General features: G+C 74.6%; 13 protein-coding genes. 2 read left to right on the plus strand and 11 right to left on the minus strand.

Going from position 1 to position 16,744, the window contains the following annotated elements; translation table 11 throughout:
• Positions 1–246: 246 nt before the first annotated feature.
• Positions 247–1,251: a stage II sporulation protein M gene (locus HPT28_RS01185; RefSeq protein ID WP_219088325.1), complete on the minus strand. Its 1,005-nt coding sequence runs from the start codon at positions 1,249–1,251 to the stop codon at positions 247–249.
• A 109-nt stretch (positions 1,252–1,360) separates the two neighbouring features.
• Between HPT28_RS01185 and HPT28_RS01190 the strand changes: the two genes are divergently transcribed.
• Positions 1,361–2,305: an RDD family protein gene (locus HPT28_RS01190; protein WP_219088326.1), complete on the plus strand. Its 945-nt coding sequence runs from the start codon at positions 1,361–1,363 to the stop codon at positions 2,303–2,305.
• 33 nt (positions 2,306–2,338) lie between these two features.
• Here the strand turns inward: HPT28_RS01190 and HPT28_RS01195 are convergent, their stop codons facing one another.
• The 8 genes from HPT28_RS01195 to HPT28_RS01230 all read right to left on the minus strand — a co-directional run bounded on the left by HPT28_RS01195 (position 2,339) and on the right by HPT28_RS01230 (position 10,528).
• Positions 2,339–2,980, minus strand: coding sequence for a hypothetical protein (locus tag HPT28_RS01195; protein ID WP_219088327.1), 642 nt, complete (start codon positions 2,978–2,980; stop codon positions 2,339–2,341).
• A 110-nt stretch (positions 2,981–3,090) separates the two neighbouring features.
• Positions 3,091–4,548: an adenosylhomocysteinase gene (gene ahcY, locus HPT28_RS01200; RefSeq protein WP_219088328.1), complete on the minus strand. Its 1,458-nt coding sequence runs from the start codon at positions 4,546–4,548 to the stop codon at positions 3,091–3,093.
• 315 nt (positions 4,549–4,863) lie between these two features.
• Positions 4,864–5,808, minus strand: a complete 945-nt coding sequence (locus tag HPT28_RS01205; protein ID WP_219088329.1) for a cation diffusion facilitator family transporter — start codon at positions 5,806–5,808, stop codon at positions 4,864–4,866.
• Positions 5,809–5,858: 50 nt separating this feature from the next.
• On the minus strand, positions 5,859–7,067 hold the full coding sequence (gene manA / locus HPT28_RS01210) for a mannose-6-phosphate isomerase, class I (RefSeq protein WP_219088330.1): 1,209 nt from the start codon (positions 7,065–7,067) through the stop codon (positions 5,859–5,861).
• Positions 7,068–7,132: 65 nt separating this feature from the next.
• On the minus strand, positions 7,133–8,269 hold the full coding sequence (locus tag HPT28_RS01215; protein ID WP_219088331.1) for an SIS domain-containing protein: 1,137 nt from the start codon (positions 8,267–8,269) through the stop codon (positions 7,133–7,135).
• Positions 8,270–8,283: 14 nt separating this feature from the next.
• Entirely contained in the window at positions 8,284–8,496 is a 213-nt protein-coding gene (locus HPT28_RS01220) for a Trm112 family protein (protein ID WP_219088332.1), read from the minus strand.
• A gap of 118 nt (positions 8,497–8,614) precedes the next feature.
• Entirely contained in the window at positions 8,615–9,964 is a 1,350-nt protein-coding gene (locus HPT28_RS01225) for a phosphomannomutase/phosphoglucomutase (RefSeq protein WP_219088521.1), read from the minus strand.
• A gap of 135 nt (positions 9,965–10,099) precedes the next feature.
• Complete coding sequence (locus HPT28_RS01230; RefSeq protein WP_219088333.1) at positions 10,100–10,528, minus strand: DUF3499 domain-containing protein; 429 nt, start codon at positions 10,526–10,528, stop codon at positions 10,100–10,102.
• Between the two features lie 381 nt (positions 10,529–10,909).
• Here HPT28_RS01230 and HPT28_RS01235 point away from each other — a divergent pair, with 381 nt between their 5' ends.
• On the plus strand, positions 10,910–11,374 hold the full coding sequence (locus HPT28_RS01235; RefSeq protein WP_219088334.1) for a metallopeptidase family protein: 465 nt from the start codon (positions 10,910–10,912) through the stop codon (positions 11,372–11,374).
• A gap of 24 nt (positions 11,375–11,398) precedes the next feature.
• Here HPT28_RS01235 and HPT28_RS01240 read toward each other — a convergent pair whose 3' ends face one another.
• Together HPT28_RS01240 and HPT28_RS01245 are read right to left on the minus strand one after the other, a co-directional pair.
• Positions 11,399–12,991 (minus strand): DUF5719 family protein, encoded by a 1,593-nt coding sequence (locus HPT28_RS01240; protein ID WP_219088335.1) that lies wholly within the window; start codon positions 12,989–12,991, stop codon positions 11,399–11,401.
• Positions 12,988–16,566 (minus strand): glycosyltransferase family 2 protein, encoded by a 3,579-nt coding sequence (locus tag HPT28_RS01245; RefSeq protein WP_219088336.1) that lies wholly within the window; start codon positions 16,564–16,566, stop codon positions 12,988–12,990. The genes HPT28_RS01240 and HPT28_RS01245 overlap by 4 nt, the downstream gene beginning before the upstream one ends.
• Positions 16,567–16,744: the final 178 nt, after the last annotated feature.

The raw sequence follows: 16,744 nt of genomic DNA on the forward strand, positions 1-16,744 counted from the left end.
CCTTCGGATTCCCTTCCGGGCTTCCTCCGGGCGCTTCCCTTCGGTGTCTCCGACACTATCAGAATCATTTTGGCCGACCTAATCGGCGTGGATTCCAACAGGAATTCGGAAGAAGAAGATTTTCCTCGCTGCTCTGGAGCCTACTGACTTCCAGGCAACTTCTCAAATCTACCTCTGTGCCCGACCCCCGTCAAGGGGTCCGGCAGGTGAAGATGACCTTAGCAGGCCACGGACCCCCGATGCACATCAGGCGGCGGTCGGCACCGCTGCGGGACGGTCGGTCGCCTCGACGTCGCCGGTTTCCCCGGCGCGAACCGCTCGACGGCCGAGCCCGACGACGTAGGCGAGGAAGACCAGCTCCGCGGCGACGCCCACCGTGACACGGGCCCAGGTCGGCAGGCCGGAGGGCGTGACGAAGCCTTCGATGGCTCCCGAGACGAGCAGGACGAGGGCCAGCCCGATCGCCATGCCGAGAGCGCTGCGGCCCTCCTGGGCCAGAGCGTCGCGGCGGGTGCGTGGGCCGGGGTCGACCACCGTCCACCCGAGCCGGAGCCCCGTGCCCGCGGCGACGAAGACCGCTGTGAGTTCGAGGAGGCCGTGGGGCAGGACGAGGCCGAGGAAGACGTCCAGGCGCCCGGCGGCCGCCATGAGGCCGATGCCCACGCCCAGGTTGGCCATGTTGAGGAGCAGCACCCACAGCACCGGGATGCCGAGGAAGGCGCCGAAGATGAGGCAGACGGCGGCGGCCTGGGCGTTGTTGGTCCAGACCCTGGCGGCGAACGAGGCGGCGGGATCGCTGGAGTAGTAGGTCTCGTACCGGCCTCCGGGACGGGTCATCTCCCGCAGCTCCTCGGGGGCGCCGATGGCCGCCTGGACTTCGGGCGTCACGCCGATCCACCAGCCGATCACGGCGGCGAGGCAGAGCGAGAGGACGGCCGTCGGGGCCCACCAGTGCAGCGTGCGGTAGACGGCGGCCGGGAAGCCCGCGGCCAGGAAGTGGCCGACGTCGCGCCAGGACGAGCGGCGCGGGCTGGTGACAGCGCTGCGGGCCCGGGCGACGAGCCCGGTGAGCCTGGCCGTCAGCACGGGGTCGGGTGCGCTGGACCGGATCTGCGACAGATGCGTGGCGGTGCGCTGGTAGAGGCTGACGAGTTCGTCCGCCTCGGCCCCGGAGCGGGGACGGCGGCGCAGCAGCTCCTCCAACCGGTCCCACTCGGGGCGGTGCGCGGAGACGAAGACGTCGAGATCCATGGTGCGAGCTTCGCAGACCGCCGTGGCGGTACGCAGCGCCCGGTCGGCAGACTGTGCGTAGGCGGAGACGCGACCGGGGAGCCGGTCGGCGGAGCAGAGGGGACGCGCTGTGAGCGAGCTGGTGACGGGCGACGCGGTGGTGCTCGGGCTACGGCCCGCGAGGGTGCCGAGCCGGGCGCTGGCCGTCGCCATCGACCTGCTGGTCCTGTGGACCGTCTACCTGCTGTTGTCCGTCTTCCTGACGACGGCGGTGCTCGGGCTGGACGGTGCCGCGGTGGCGGCCGTGTCGGGCGCGCTCGTGATCGTGGTGCTCATGGGTGGCCCGGTGGCCGTGGAGACGCTGACCCGTGGTCGTTCGCTGGGCAAGCTCGTGTGCGGGCTGCGGGTCGTGCGGGTGGACGGCGGCCCCATACGCTTCCGGCACGCGCTGGTGCGCGGGCTGCTGGGTTTCTTCGAGATCCAGCTGACCCTGGGCACGGTGGCCTGCATCGCCTCTCTGGTCTCGGCCCGGGGACGTCGGCTGGGGGACGTCTTCGCCGGGACACTCGTCGTCTCGGAGCGGGTGCCCGCACCGAAGTCGGGCCCGGTGCCGGCTCCCCCGCCGTGGCTGGCCGGGTACTTCGGCGGGCTGGACCTCTCCCGCGTGCCGGACTCGCTGTGGCTGGCGGTGCGGCAGTACCTGACGCGGGCGGGGCAGCTCGATCCGCGGGTCGGTGCCTCGCTGGCGGAGCGGCTGGCCGGTGATGTCGTGGCCGCGACCGGTACGCCGCCGCCCGAGGGGGTCTCCCCCGTCGGCTACCTCTCGGGCGTGCTGAGCGAGCGGCAGCGGCGGGAGGCCAGAAGGCTCTGGGGAGACGGGACCGGGCCCGCCGCGGGATCGGCCGTGCGGGCGGCCTCCGCTGCGGCAGCGGCGCCCGGGGACACCGTCGCACGGCAGCCGGCGACCGCGGCGGGGTGGCACGGCTCGGGGCGTCAGGCGCCGGAGGACACCGGCCCGAAACCCACGAGCCCCGAGCGGTCCGCGGGGGGCGGCGGGTTCGTGCCGCCCGCCTGACGCACCGGGTGTCGCCCCGCGCGGGAGCCGCCGTCAGCCGAAGGACTCAAAGGAGCCCGGGGCCTCGAAGGTGGAGGGCGGGGACTCCAGATCCTCCAGCTCGATCCCCGGTGCCGACAGGACGACGTCGCCCGCGATGTGCACGGTGTGCTGCTCGCCCGTCTCCAGGTCGCCGACCCGGTACTCGTCGACGACGAGTGGGGCGCTGTCGGTGGGGTGTGTTTGGCTGCCGACGAGGGCCCAGGTCTGGTCGAGGGTGCGCGGGGCGAGGACGGGAGGGCTGAAGGCGACGAGGCGCACCCGGGTCCCGGGCGCTCCGGTGGCCGGGCGCAGCAGCCGGGCCGTGGCGACGAGGAAGGCGGGCGAGGCGCCGGTGAAGCCGTGGGCGCGGACGTTGCCCTCCTCCGCGTGCTCGCCCCGGGGGTCGGCGCGGACCCAGGTGACGCCGTCGAGGGCCGCGCCGCGGACGTGCCAGTCGCCCGCGCGGAGTTCCAGCCGGAGGGGGCGGCCGAGTTCGTCCAGGGTGAGGTCGAGGGAGCCGGCCTCCGCTCCCGAGGGCGTGGTGGTCCGTGAGACGTAGCGCCAGCCGGAGGGGCCGGTGGCGCACTGGAAGTGCTCCTCGCCGAGGGGGGTGTGGTCGTGCGGGTCGTGCAGGGAGTAGCGGCCGCGGGGCATGGTGGGTCCTTGATACGGCGAGCCCCCGTCGCCCGGCGGGGCGACGGGGGCCGACGTCCGGCGGAGCCGGCCGCCGTGGGTGATCGGTGCCGGTCGGTCGGTGAGTACCGTCAGTAGCGGTAGTGGTCGGGCTTGTACGGGCCCTCGACCTGGACGCCGATGTAGGCGGCCTGCTCCGGACGCAGCTCGGTGAGGCGCGCGCCGAGGGCGTCGAGGTGGAGGCGTGCCACCTTCTCGTCCAGCAGCTTGGGCAGGACGTACACGCCGGTGGGGTACTCCTCGGTCTTGGTGAACAGCTCGATCTGCGCGATCGTCTGGTTGGCGAAGGAGTTGGACATCACGAACGACGGGTGGCCCGTCGCGTTGCCCAGGTTCAGCAGGCGGCCCTCGGACAGGACGATGATCTTCTTGCCGTCGGCGAAGGTCCAGGTGTGCACCTGGGGCTTCACCTCGTCGCGCACGACGCCCTCGATCTTGGCGAGGCCCGCCATGTCGATCTCGTTGTCGAAGTGGCCGATGTTGCCGACGATCGCCTGGTGCTTCATCCGCGCCATGTCCGAGGCCAGGATGATGTCCTTGTTCCCCGTGGTGGTGATGAAGATGTCGGCGGTCTCGACGAAGTCCTCGAGGCGGGCGACCTGGTAGCCGTCCATCGCCGCCTGGAGGGCGCAGATCGGGTCGATCTCGGTGACGATGACGCGGGCGCCCTGGCCGCGCAGGGACTCCGCGCAGCCCTTGCCCACGTCGCCGTAGCCGCACACGACCGCGACCTTGCCGCCGATCAGCACGTCGGTGGCACGGTTGATCCCGTCCACGAGCGAGTGGCGGCAGCCGTACTTGTTGTCGAACTTGGACTTCGTCACCGCGTCGTTCACGTTGATCGCGGGGAACAGCAGTACACCGTCCTGCTGCATCTCGTACAGGCGGTGGACGCCCGTCGTGGTCTCCTCGGTCACACCGCGGATCTCGGAGGCGAGCCGGGTCCACTTCTGCGGCGACTCGCCGAGCGTGCGGTGGAGCAGTTCCAGGATCACGCGGTGCTCGTCGCTCTCCGCGGTCTCCACGGCCGGGACCTCACCGGCCTTCTCGTACTCCACGCCCTTGTGGACGAGCAGGGTGGCGTCCCCTCCGTCGTCCAGGATCATGTTCGGGCCGCCGGTCTCGGTGCCCGGCCAGGTGAGCGCCTGCTCCGTGCACCACCAGTACTCCTCCAGCGTCTCGCCCTTCCAGGCGAAGACCGGCACGCCCTTCGGGTTCTCGACGGTCCCGTTCGGGCCGACCGCCACGGCGGCCGCCGCGTGGTCCTGGGTGGAGAAGATGTTGCAGGACGCCCAGCGCACCTGCGCGCCCAGCGCCACGAGCGTCTCGATCAGAACCGCCGTCTGCACGGTCATGTGCAGCGAGCCGGTGATCCGCGCGCCGGCCAGCGGCTGCTGTGCGGCGTACTCCTCGCGGATGGCCATCAGACCGGGCATCTCGTGCTCGGCCAGCGAGATCTCCTTGCGGCCGAACTCGGCCAGCGAGAGGTCGGCGACCTTGAAGTCACGCGTGCTGTCGGTCGTCGTCATGGTGTGCTGCTCCTCGGTTGTCGGTCGAGGTACGTGGGCTGGTCTGCGGCAGCGGGCAGGGTACGCGACAGGGTGCGACGCGTTACCGGGTGGCGCTGTGCGCCCGCCCCGGTGCACCCTACGGACCCTCTGGTCCCCTGGCCGCAGCGCAGTCCGTCGGAGGCCCTCTCTCCCTCGACCGCCCCGCGGTGCGGGACGCCCGACCGCCATCAGCAGCGACGTCTGTGCGCTGACGAATCTACACGTTCGGCGCGCTCGTCCCAATGGTGCGTGCTGGGGAGGAGGGCCTGAGCGACGGGTGTCACACCGTCCCGGTCAGGCTCCGACGGTGGCGTCCGCCTCCGGCGTCGGCGAACGCAGCAGGTCGGGTTCGAGGTAGATCACGCGGGCCGCCGGGACGGCGGCGCGGACGCGCTCCTCGGCGGCGTCGATGGCCTCGGCGATCCGCGCGGCGGTGTCGTCGTGCCGGACGGCGATCTTCGCGGCGACGAGGAGCTCCTCGGGGCCGAGGTGCTGGGTGCGCATGTGGATGATGGACGTGACGCCCTCGCCGTCCACCAGCGCGGAGCGGATCTTCCTCAGGTCCTCGGGGCCGACGGCCTCACCGAGCAGCAGGGACTTGGTCTCGACGGCGAGCACGATGGCGATGGCCACCAGCAGCACGCCGATGCAGATCGTGCCGACGCCGTCCCACACGCCGTCGCCCGTGAGCAGGGCGAGTCCGACGCCGCCGAGCGCCAGCACGAGCCCGACGAGGGCGCCGAGGTCCTCCAGCAGGATGACGGGCAGCTCCGGCGCCTTGGCGTGCCGGACGAACTCGCTCCAGGAGCGGTCGCCGCGGACGGCGTTCGCCTCCTGGATGGCGGTGCGGAACGAGAAGGTCTCGGCGATGATGCCGAAGACGAGGACGCCGACGGGCCAGTACCAGTGCTCGATCGGGTGCGGGTCGGAGATCTTGTGGTAGCCCTCGTAGAGGGCGAAGACGCCGCCCAGGCTGAACAGCACGATCGCGACGAGGAAGCTGTAGATGTAGCGCTCCCGGCCGTAGCCGAAGGGGTGTTCCTCCGTCGCCGCCCGCTTGGCCTTCTTGCCGCCGAGGAGCAGCAGGCCCTGGTTGCCGGAGTCGGCGAGGGAGTGCACGCCCTCGGCCAGCATCGAGGACGATCCGCTGAACGCCCAGGCGACGAACTTGGCGACGGCGATGGCCAGGTTGGCGCAGAGGGCGGCCAGGATGGCCTTCGTGCCGCTGTGGGCGCTCATGCGGACGTCCTTCCGGGGTACGGGTCTGCCGCTGCCGTCGGCCGGTTCGCTCAGCGCGGTGTGACGGCCGCCGCAGCGCGGAAGAGCGTACCCTCACCCTCCGCCCGTACCGTGACGTCCGCCCGGATGTAGGCCGACTGGCCGGAAGCGAGCCGGAGTTCGGCCCCGTCGGCGTCCCGCAGCGTGACCTCGCCCTGGGTGCAGAGCAGGATCTGGGCGACGTGCGCGGGCAGGGTGCGGGGGGCCGCGGCGGCCGGGATGACGTGCCGGGAGAGCTGGAACTCGTCGACGGGCGTCGTGTAGACCTCGACCTCGTCCTCCCCGGCCTCGGGGCGCAGCACGGCCGGGTCGCCGGGCTCGAAGCGCACGACGCGCAGGAGCTCGGGGACGTCGACGTGCTTGGGGGTGAAGCCGCAGCGCAGCACGTTGTCGGAGTTGGCCATGAGCTCGACGCCGAGGCCGCTGAGGTAGACGTGCGGTACGCCCGCCCCGAGGTAGAGCGCCTCGCCGGGCTGGAGCACGACGTGGTGGAGCAGCAGGACGGCGAGGAGGCCCGGGTCGCCGGGATGGTGGTGCGCGGCGCGGGCGGCGGCGGCGTAGGCGGCGGCGTGGGGCCCGTCCCCGGCGCCGAGGCGTTCGGCGGCGACGGCGGCCTCGGAGACGGTCTCGGCGATCTCGTGCCGGTCGGCGGTGAGGACGGCGGTCAGCACCTCGCGCAGGGCATCGCCCTCGGGGTGGGCGTGCAGGAGGTCCGCGTAGGGCTTGAGGCCGTCGACCTCCAGCCCGGCGAAGATCTCGGCGGCCTCGTCCGCGTGCCGGAAGCCGCAGAATCCCTCGAAGGGGGTGAGGGCGCAGAGGAGTTCGGGCTTGTGGTTGTCGTCCTTGTAGTTGCGGTGCCGGGCGCCGAGGGGGATGCCCGCGGCCTCCTCGGCCGCGAACCCGTCGCGCGCCTGCTGTCGGTCGGGGTGCACCTGCACGGAGAGCGGGACGGCGGCGGCGAGGACCTTGAACAGGAACGGCAGTGTGGGCCCGAAGGCCTCGACGCTGGGCGCGCCCAGCTCTCCGGCGGGGTCGGCCGCGATGACGTCGGTGAGCGGCCGCGGGCCGTCTCCGCGGTCGATGCGGGAGGGGGCGCCGGGATGGGCGCCCATCCACAGCTCCGCCTGGGGGCTGCCGGTGGGTTCCTCGCCGAGGAGCTCGGGGATGGCCGTGGTGGAGCCCCAGGCGTAGGGACGCACGGTGTTGACGAGCCGGTCCATCGGGCTTCCTCCACGAGGTGTCGAACGGACTCCCGCCTGGCTGTCGGCTGGAGCGGCTGACAGGTCTACGCCTCAGGGGTGAGCGTCAGGTAAACCGTAGCGAAATCCGTTGTGGCGATGAGCTCGGCGGCGCTTTCCAACACGCTGCTGCCGGGGGTGGGTTCCAGTTCGCTGAGACCGGTGTCGTGGGTGAAGGCCAGCTCCCGGGCCGGCTCGGCCGCGCTCTCCGTGCCGCCCGTCAGGTCGCGCAGCAGGACGACGCGGGCCTGGAGTCTGGCCGGCTCCTCGACGCGGTCCCGGAAGAAGTCGTCCTCGTCGGCGCCGGCGGCGAACACGCCGTTGAGGAGCGCCCGGTGGACGGTGAGGGCCTCCGGCAGCTCGGCGGCCAGAGCCGGGCGGCCGGACAGTGCGGCCAGGACGGTGGTGAAGTGCCGGGCGGCCGCGCCCGCGACGGGCCCCTCGCTCCACAGCACGGGCAGTGACTCGGCGAGCTCGGCGGCGAGTGTCTTGGCCGGGTTCGCGTAGGTCTCGTGTGCCGGGCCGCAGCGCTGGGCGACGGCGTCGAGCCGGTCGGCCAGGCCCTGCAGGGCGTGCGGCGGGGCGTGGCCGAGGCCGAGCCGGTCGGTGAGGACCAGCAGCGGCGTGAGCAGCGCCCACAGGGAGCCGGGGACGATGGGCGCCGCCTCGCCCCGCGGCGCGGCGGCGGGCGGGGGCAGGCTGACCGGAACGGTGAGCCCGTGCAGGTCGTGGACGGTCCCCGCGACGGGGGTGCCCTCCCGGGTCACGGCGACGACGGTGCAGCCCCGCCGGTAGGCCTGCTCGGCGAGGGCGCTGAGCCCGGGCTCGGCGCCGTCCGGGGTGACGATGATCAGCAGGTCCAGCGGGCCGGCCCAGCCGGGCAGGGCCCATCGCAGCGCCTGCGGTGCCGCCGCCGCGCCGAAGGGGCGCAGGAGGGACACGGGCAGGACGCCGTGGCTGAAGGCGGCGAGCAGGTCCGTGAGGCAGCCTGCCGCGGGAGCCGGGCCCGCGACGAGGAGGCCGCGCGGGCGGCCGTCGGGGCGGAGTTCGGTCAGGCCCGCGTCGGTCGCGTCGCGGATGGCGGTGCGCACCCGGGCCCCGGCTTCGGCGGTGGCGCGGAGAAGGGCGGCCCGGTCGGCGTCGGCGAGGGCTCGCGGGTCGTCCAGAAGCGGCTCGTCCAGCATGGCGTGCCCCCGTCTCAGGCCGGTCGGCGGGCCTCGTCGACCAGGAGCACCGGGATGCCGTCGCGGACGGGGTAGGCGAGCCCGCAGGCGGCGTCGGTGCACACCAGCTCGGCGTCGGCGGCCGGCGCGGAGCCGGCGGCCTCCCCGGTGGGCGCGGGCTCCTCCCGGAGGGGTGCGTGGCACGCCGGGCAGGCGAGGATCTCCAGGAGGCCGGCTTCGAGCGGCATGACGTCCCTCCAGACGTTGGGCAACTGGCCTCAGCCTACCGCCGCTGGTCAGGGGTGCGCCTGTGCGGCGGAGGCGTCGCTTCCGGTCCGGGCCGGTCCGGAAGCGGGCTGTCGCGGGTCAGGCCCTGACGATGGCGAGGACCTCGTCGCGGATCGCGGCGCAGGTCGTGGCGGACCGGGCCTCCACGTTGAGCCGGAGGAGCGGCTCGGTGTTGGAGGCGCGCAGGTTGAACCACCAGTCCGGCGCGGTGACGGTGAGCCCGTCCAGGTGGTCGAGGGTCACGTCGTCGCGCTGGGCGTAGGCGGCCTCGACGGCGGCGGCGCGGCCCGCCTGGTCGGCGACGCGGCTGTTGATCTCGCCGGAGGCGGCGTAGCGGTCGTAGGCGGTGAAGAGCCGCGAGAGCGGCCCGTCCTGCTCGCCGAGGGCCGCCAGGACGTGCAGCGCGGCCAGCATGCCGGTGTCGGCGTTCCAGAAGTCGCGGAAGTAGTAGTGCGCGGAGTGCTCGCCGCCGAAGATGGCGCCGGTCTTGGCCATCTCCTCCTTGATGAAGGAGTGGCCGACGCGGGTGCGGACGGGTGTGCCCCCGGCCTCCTTGACGACCTCGGGCACGGACCACGAGGTGATGCAGTTGTGGATGATCGTGCCGCCCCCGTGCTTGGCCAGCTCGCGCGAGGCCACCAGGGCGGTGACGGCCGACGGGGAGACGGGCTCGCCGCGCTCGTCCACGACGAAGCAGCGGTCGGCGTCGCCGTCGAAGGCGAGCCCCAGGTCGGCGCCGGTCTCCCGGACGCGGCGCTGGAGGTCGACGATGTTGGCCGGGTCCAGCGGGTTGGCCTCGTGGTTGGGGAACGTGCCGTCGAGCTCGAAGTAGAGGCGGTCCAGCTCGACGGGCAGCCCGGCCAGCACGCTCGGGACGGTGTGGCCGCCCATGCCGTTGCCCGCGTCGACGACGACCCTCAGCGGCCGGATGGCCCTCAGGTCGACGAGGGTGCGCAGGTGGGCGGCGTAGTCGGCGAGGACGTCCCGCTCGGTGACGGTGCCGGGGGCGGCGGCCGGCTCGGGCGGCCCGGTGCGCAGCCACTCCTCGACCAGCGCGCGGATCTCCCCGAGCCCGGTGTCCTGGCCGACGGGGGCGGCTCCGGCCCGGCACAGCTTGATGCCGTTGTACTGGGCCGGGTTGTGGCTGGCGGTGAACATGGCGCCGGGGCGGTCGAGGTGCCCGCTGGCGAAGTAGAGCTGGTCGGTCGAGCACAGCCCGATGAGGGTGACGTCGGCTCCGCGGGCGGCGGCGCCGCGGGCGAAGCTCGCGGCCAGGCCCGGGGACGAGGGCCGCATGTCGTGGCCGACGACGATGGGGGCGGCGCCCGTGATCTCGGCGAAGGCGGCGCCGAACAGGCTGACGAGCTCCTCGTCGAGCTGGTCGGGAACGACACCGCGCACGTCGTACGCCTTGATGATCTGCGACATGTCAGGCACAGCCCGCCCCTTCGTCCGTCGTTTCAGGCGGGCCAATCTACCGCTCCGCGGGGCGGGGCCCGGGCAGCCGGGGTCGGGTTCCGGCCGGTCGGGCCGGCCCGGTGCGCGGGCGGGCCGGGGCGCCGGTCAGGGGTCGGGCGAGCGCAGGACGCGCAGGTGCCCCCGGCGGGCGACCTCCATCGGGTCGGCCTCCTGGCCGGAGACGGCGGGGCGCGGCCGATCCCGTTCGGTGCGCGGGGCGCGGGCCGCCTCACGGACGGCGTCGGCCAGGGCCTCCAGGTCGTCCCCGGAGTGCCGGGCGGGGCCGGTGGGAACGGCGAGCCGGACGACCTCCCAGCCGCGCGGTGCGGTGAGCCGGTCCGAGTGGTCGGAGCACAGGTCGTAGCAGTGCGGCTCGGCATAGGTCGCGAGCGGGCCGAGGACGGCCGTGGAGTCCGCGTAGACGTACGTCAGCGTCGCGACGGCGGGACGACCGCACGCGGTGCGCGAACAGCGACGTACAGGGCTCACGATGTTGGACGGTACCGCACTCCTGAGCGGGCTGCGACGACTCACCCCGGGGTCACCCGGCCGTGTCGTCCCGCTTCGCCGGGAAAGGGTGGCCGGGAGGGACGGACACTGAGCTGGGCAAAGGCCCGGACCCTCTGAAGAATCGTCACTGCAAGAGGCGCGGCGGCGGTCACCCGCAGCCCGGACGGCGCCACCCGCGAGCGGCAAACGGTCGGCCAACTGTCGGAAAACCGCCAGGAACCTCGCCCGACCGGTCATCAGCCGACAGCCGGCGGCCCCCGCGCCTCCTCCGTCCACCGCTTCCCGGTCCACCGCGCCGTTCCGGCCCCCGGGGGAACCGGCGCCCCGCACCCTCCGTCACACCCGCCACGGCACGGCCGCCCGCACCCGGGTGCGGGCGGCCGCCTCCGGATACGCTCAGGGGTGATGAGCAACGCCGTACCGCCGCATCGGCCACCGAACCGGGCGCGCCACCGGGACCGCCACGGCCGGGGCATGCGCGGCCCTCTCGCGCCGCCGCAGGTCCCGCTCGCCGTCAGCCGTGCCGCCTCGTTCGACGACCTCGTGCGCGACTCGGCGGAACGGCTGGAGCGGCAGTGGCCCCAGCTCTCCTCGGTGCGCTTCGGGGTGCAGGACGTGCCGGCGCTCGACGGCCCCGGGCAGGCCCAGGACGTCTGGGAGGGCCTCGGCCACCCCGTGCCGCTCGGCCGGCTGGTCCCGGCGCACGGCGACCGGCCCGACCAGGTGATCGTCTACCGCCGGCCCGTGGAGCTGCGCAGCCGGACCCGCGAGGAACGGGCGCTCCTCGTGCACGAGGTCGTCGTCGAGCAGGTGGCCGAGCTGCTCGGCCTCGCCCCCGAGTCCGTCGACCCCCGGTACGGCCAGGACTGACCGACGGCCCGGCCCCGGCCGGGGCTACCGGCCCAGGACGGCGAGGTCCTGGTTGGCCGGAGGAACGGTCACGGTGCCACCGTCGTCCGACAGCGCCTGCACCGTGAACATCGGGATGCCGTCCTCCTCGCGCTCCAGCATCCGCGACACGTACACCGGGCCGCCCGAGAGGGGTTCGACGGTGAGCGCGAAGCGCCCTTCCCCGTCCTCGGGCAGCAGGTCGTCGACCGCCGTCGTCGATCCCGGCTTCAGGGTGACCGTGCGCTCGGCCGGCGTGCCGCCCTCGCTCCCCGCCGAGGCCGTGACCTTCACCTTCGCGCCGTCCTGCGGTGCCGTCAGGTGGAGGGTGCTGCCCTTCCGCTCGTTCCCCGCGGCCGTGGCGCGCCACTCGACCGGGCCGGTCGACGGGATGAAGGCGACCTCACGCTCGCCCGCGGCCTCCTCGCCGTCGCCGTTTTCGCCGTCCCCGCCGCCGTCCTGGTCGCCGGAGCCGTCCGTGCCGCCCCGGACCACGCGCGCCGCGGCCACCACCGGGGCCTTGCCGTCCCCCTCCTCCGGGGTGAGGACCAGGGACGCCGGCTCCCCGCGGGTGAGTTCCCGGAGGTCCACGGACGTCGTCATACCGCTCTTGACGTGCAGGGTCTCCTGGCCCGCCGGGGTGAAGGAGCCGGACGGGCCGGCCAGCTCGACCGTGAACGTCACGTCCGAGTCGCCGGGCGTGAAGGCGCTGAGCCGCACCTCGGTGGCGTCCCCGGGAAGGCCCGGGATCACCACCTGGCCGGGGCTCTCGGCAGCCGGGGTGAGCCAGTCGGAACCGAGCTTCTCGTCCACGGCCTGAAGCTGCGCGCCGACCCGGCCCGAGCGGACGGCGACGTGCAGCGTCGCGCTCTGGACCGGTTCCGGGGTGAGCGCCGACAGCAGCACCGGCACCGTCGAGTGGGCGGGAACGTTGATGCCCGAGCCGCTCTCGGCCTCGATCGCGCCCTCGGGGCCGTACAGCTTCAGGTCGACGGTGGCCGAGGCCTCGTCGGGGTTGGTGAGGTGGATGTAGTCGTGGCGCTTCTCCGCGGTGCTGACCCCGGGGAACCAGAAGCGGGTGTCGGGCACCGAGCACTGCAGCCCGAGCAGGCCGCGGCCGCCGCCCACGGCGACGAGGGTCGTCTGCTGCACGGTCCAGCCGGGGGCGAGCGCGCCCGTCGCGGTGCCGCTGAGCGCGGGGATGTCGATGCTGTCCGCGGTGTGGGTGGCGGGCCGACCGGGCTGGGTGAGGGCGAGCAGCGGCTTCGCGTCCTCGGGCCGCTTCTCGGAACCGCCGTTGTCGAGGGTCGAGACGGCGGGCAGCAGCCCGGCGCGGCCCTCGGCGTCCTCCTCGCCGCTCTCCGCCGCACCGCTGCCCGGGGCGCCCGGGGAGAAGGCCGTGAAGGTCGTCTCGGCCAGGTCGGAGGGCGCGGGCTGGGGGCAGACGAGGGTGGAGCGCTGGACGGGCCGGCGCTCGGCGTCCGCCAGGGAGCCGGTGCCGGGTTCGGCTCCGGACGTCGTCACCGTGGCGGCCCCGGTGAGGGCGGCGAGCGCGGCGACGGCCGCGGCGAGGGCGGTGACGGGGCGGTTGAGGCTCACTGCTGGCTCCGGTGGTCGTACGTCGTGCCGTCGTGGTGGCCCCGGCCGTCGTCGCGGGCGGCGTGGGCGTCGTGGGTGCCGTACGCGCTGTACGCGTCGTAGGAGCCGTCGTACCCGTGCTGCGGGCCGGGGACGGAGGGCTGGGCCTGCGCCTCCCACCCCGGGTCGCCACCCCAGCCGGAGCCCGCGGGCACCTCGGGAGCCGCGGGCCCCTCGGGAGCCGGGGGCACGCCGGGGGCCGCCGGGTCGGCGGACGGGGTGCGCTCCGCGGCGGCGGCGCGGAGCCGCCGGGCCCGGCGGCCCTCCCCGTCGAAGGGCTGGGCGGGTACGGCCGCGGCCTCCGCCTCGGGCAGGTCGTCGTCGTTGTGCTGCTTGCGGCCCGGCAGGGCCAGCACCAGGACGACGAGCAGCCCGAAGACCTGGGTCCACACCCACACGGTGCGGCTGGTCGGCGTCTCGTACTCGACGGTGACGCGCCCGGCCGACGGGAGCAGCTCGAAGCCCTGGGCCCAGCCGTCCAGCGTGACGGGTTCGAGCTCCCGGCCGTTCTGGGTGGCGCGCCAGCCGTCCGAGGCGGCGTCCGCGAGGCGCAGCACCCGCCCCTCGGGGCCCACCGGGATCTCGGCGGCCACGTCGACCGGCCCGGCGGCCACGGCGACCGGGTCCTCGCCCTCGGCCACGATCGTCACGCGCGCGATGTCCACGCCGGTACCGTCGTCCACACGCCACAGGTGGCCGCCGTGCTGGTCGCTGAGGCGCTGGAGTCCCGGCGTACCGCCCAGGACGCGGACGAGGTCGCGGGAGGCGTCGCCGCGCACGAAGACGTAGCGGACGCCGTATCCGGCCAGCTGGTCGCGCTGGTCGGCTCCGGACCCGGCGACGAGGTTGGCCACGGTGTCCGCGAGGTGCTCGGGCTCCTCGGCGCCCCGGAGGACGTCGCCGTCGCCGAGCCGGGCACCGGAGCCGCGGACGAGCATGTAGCGGACCTCCTCGCCGCCGCCCTCCAGGACGAGCGTGCGGGGGCGGTCGGCCGTGGCCGCCTCCTCCGCGACGAAGGCCGGCACCTGCACGGGGCTGCGCCGCTGGAGTGGTCCGTCGGCGCCGTGCACCATCCAGCCGACCGCCGAGACGGCGGGCGCGAGCGCGGCCAGCGCGGCGACCAGCACGGCCACCGGCTGCCGCCAGCCGAAGGACTGGGCGGCGACGCGGGTGCGGGCGCCCTCCGCGCCCAGCAGGGCGGCCGCGATCAGGGCGAGGCCGTAGACGAGCGACGCGGGCCCGGCCCAGCCGGAACCGGCCGAGAGGACGGCGAACAGCAGCCCGGTGAGGGCCACGCCCCACAGCCCGCGGACGGCCGGCTGCCGCTCGGGGCGCAGCAGGGCCGCCAGGGCGGCCAGGAGCAGTCCGACGAGGACCAGCCCGCCGTACGTGCCGGGGCCGCCCGGGTCCAGGGTGAGCAGGCCGAGCGCGGAGGCGGTACCGCCGTCGTAGGGCAGACCGGCCTCGTCGAGCAGCGATCCAGGGCTGGTCAGCAGCGTCAGCGACCAGGGGGCGAGCAGCAGGAGCGGGGTGCCCAGGAGCAGCAGCGCCCGCGGCCCGAGCGTGCCGACCCCGGCGCCCTGTCGCAGCCTGGCACCGAGGAGAGCCAGGGCCAGGACGGCGGCGACGGCCCAGACGACGGGCGTGAACGCGGTGACGAGCGTCAGCAGGAGCACGCAGGCCCACAGGGCACGCCAGGTGGGCCGTCCCGTCCGCCCGATCCCGGCGGCGGCCACGGCCGTGCGGGCGAGCGGTGGCAGCAGCACGGCGAGCACGGCCGTGCCGACCCGGCCCGAGGCCAGCGCGCCGGTGGCGGCGGGCAGGAAGGCGTAGGCGACGGCGCCCCAGGCGCGCAGCAGCCGGGAGTCGACGAGCGGGCGGGAGACGAAGTACGCGGAGAAGCCGGCGAGCGGGACGGAGCACACGAGCAGCAGCGTCATGGCGAGCCCGGGGCTGCCGAAGAGGAGTGCGGCCAGCCCGGCGAGGAGCGCGAGGTAGGGCGGCGCGGTCTCGGTGCCGCCGATGCCGACGGGCTGCCAGGCGTCGGCGTAGCGCGACCACAGCCCAAAGACGTCTCCGGGGGCGGGCAGCAGCGCGCCCCCGGCGAGGGCGCCGGAGTCCAGCAGCGCCCGGCAGGCGACGAGCGAGACGAGCAGCAGGGCGGCGAAGAGCATGGGCCCGGGGCGGCGGGCGATGCGCTTGACCCGGGCGAACTGTTCGACTTCCAGGAAGTCGGCGTCCTCGGCGCCGGGGCCCGACTCGACGGCACCGTGCCGGCCGCCGCCTCCGGGCGGCGTCTCGGTGCCGGCGCGCCGGGAGATGCTGGACGCGGCCTGTTCCAGGGTGGCCCGCACGGTGGCGCCGGGCGGCGGGAACAGGGGCCGCAGCTCCTTCGGTTCGGGTGGGGACTCTCCCGGCGGCAGGGCCGGGTTCCGCTTCCCGCGCCGCCGCCGGGCCGCGAGGATCAGTCCGGGGCGCAGCAGCGTGCGGGAGAGGCCGGTGATCTCTTCGAGCGCCTGTCCCGGCACCTTGCCGACGACGTAGGCGAGGGTGCGCACGAGCGTGCCGAGGACGAGCCGCAGGAACACCCACGGCAACGCCCGTCCGGGGGCGTTGACGAGCAGCGTGTAGACGGCACCCGCCTTGTCCACCCGGTGCGGCCCGGCCACGGTGCGGCCCGCGCAGTCGATGGGACGCCGTTCCCGGGACGCCGCCTCGGCATGCCGCAGCACGGCCTGCGGGGCGATGAGCACGGAGTGTCCGGCGGCGTTGGCGCGCCAGCACAGGTCGACGTCGTCCCGCATGAGGGGCAGGCGCCGGTCGAAGCCGCCGAGCCGCTCGAAGACGTCGCGCCGGATGAGCATGCCCGCGGTGGACACGGCGAGCACCTGGCGTACCTGGTCGTGCTGGCCCTGGTCCTGTTCCCGGCGGTCCAGGCCGGTCCACCGGCGGCCGCTGGGGGCGATCGTGACGCCGGTCTCCAGGAGTTGGCGGCGGTTGTACCAGCTGCGCAGTTTGGGGCCGACGACGCAGGCCGAGGGGCTGGAGTCGGCGACGCGCAGCAGTTCGAGCAGGGCGTCGGGCTCGGGAGCGCAGTCGTCGTGCAGGAGCCACAGCCAGTGCACCGGCTCCCCGTAGGGGAGTTCGGGCATGTCGTAGGCATCCATGCGCCAGGTGCGGGTGGCCGGGTCCCAGGCGCTGGGGCGCTTCAGGTACGGCAGGTCGTCGGGGGTCAGGACGGGCGCGGTGCGGGCCGCCTCGCCCACGGCGTTGCCGAAGCCGGTGCGACGGGCGAGGTGCAGGACGCGGTCGGGTCCGAAGGCGTCCGCGAGAAGCTCGGCGGAGCCGTCGGCGCTGCCGGTGTCGGCCGCGATGACGTCCTGCGGAGGGCGCGTCTGGCCGGTGACTCCGGCCAGGGCGTCGGGAAGCCAGCGCTCACCGTCGTGGGAGACGAGCACGGCGGTGACGACATGCTGGGGGAACTCGGGCGCGGCCTGCTCGTACTGGGCCGCCGACGACTGGCTGTGCACGGACATCGAGCTGTGGGCCCCGGTCGGTGGGTGCGGTCGACGCGGCTGCGTCGTGGACGGTGGCCCACACTAGCGCTGCGCCGCGTCGCGGCACCCCGTGCGGGGTTCCCCGCCCGCACGGCCGTTCGCCCCGCCGCTCCCCGGGTGACCTCCGGTCGCTCTCCGGTTCGTTCGCACCCGGTCG

Origin of the sequence: Streptomyces sp. JJ38, assembly GCF_019303475.1 — a bacterium.
In the GTDB taxonomy this organism is placed as follows: domain Bacteria; phylum Actinomycetota; class Actinomycetes; order Streptomycetales; family Streptomycetaceae; genus Streptomyces.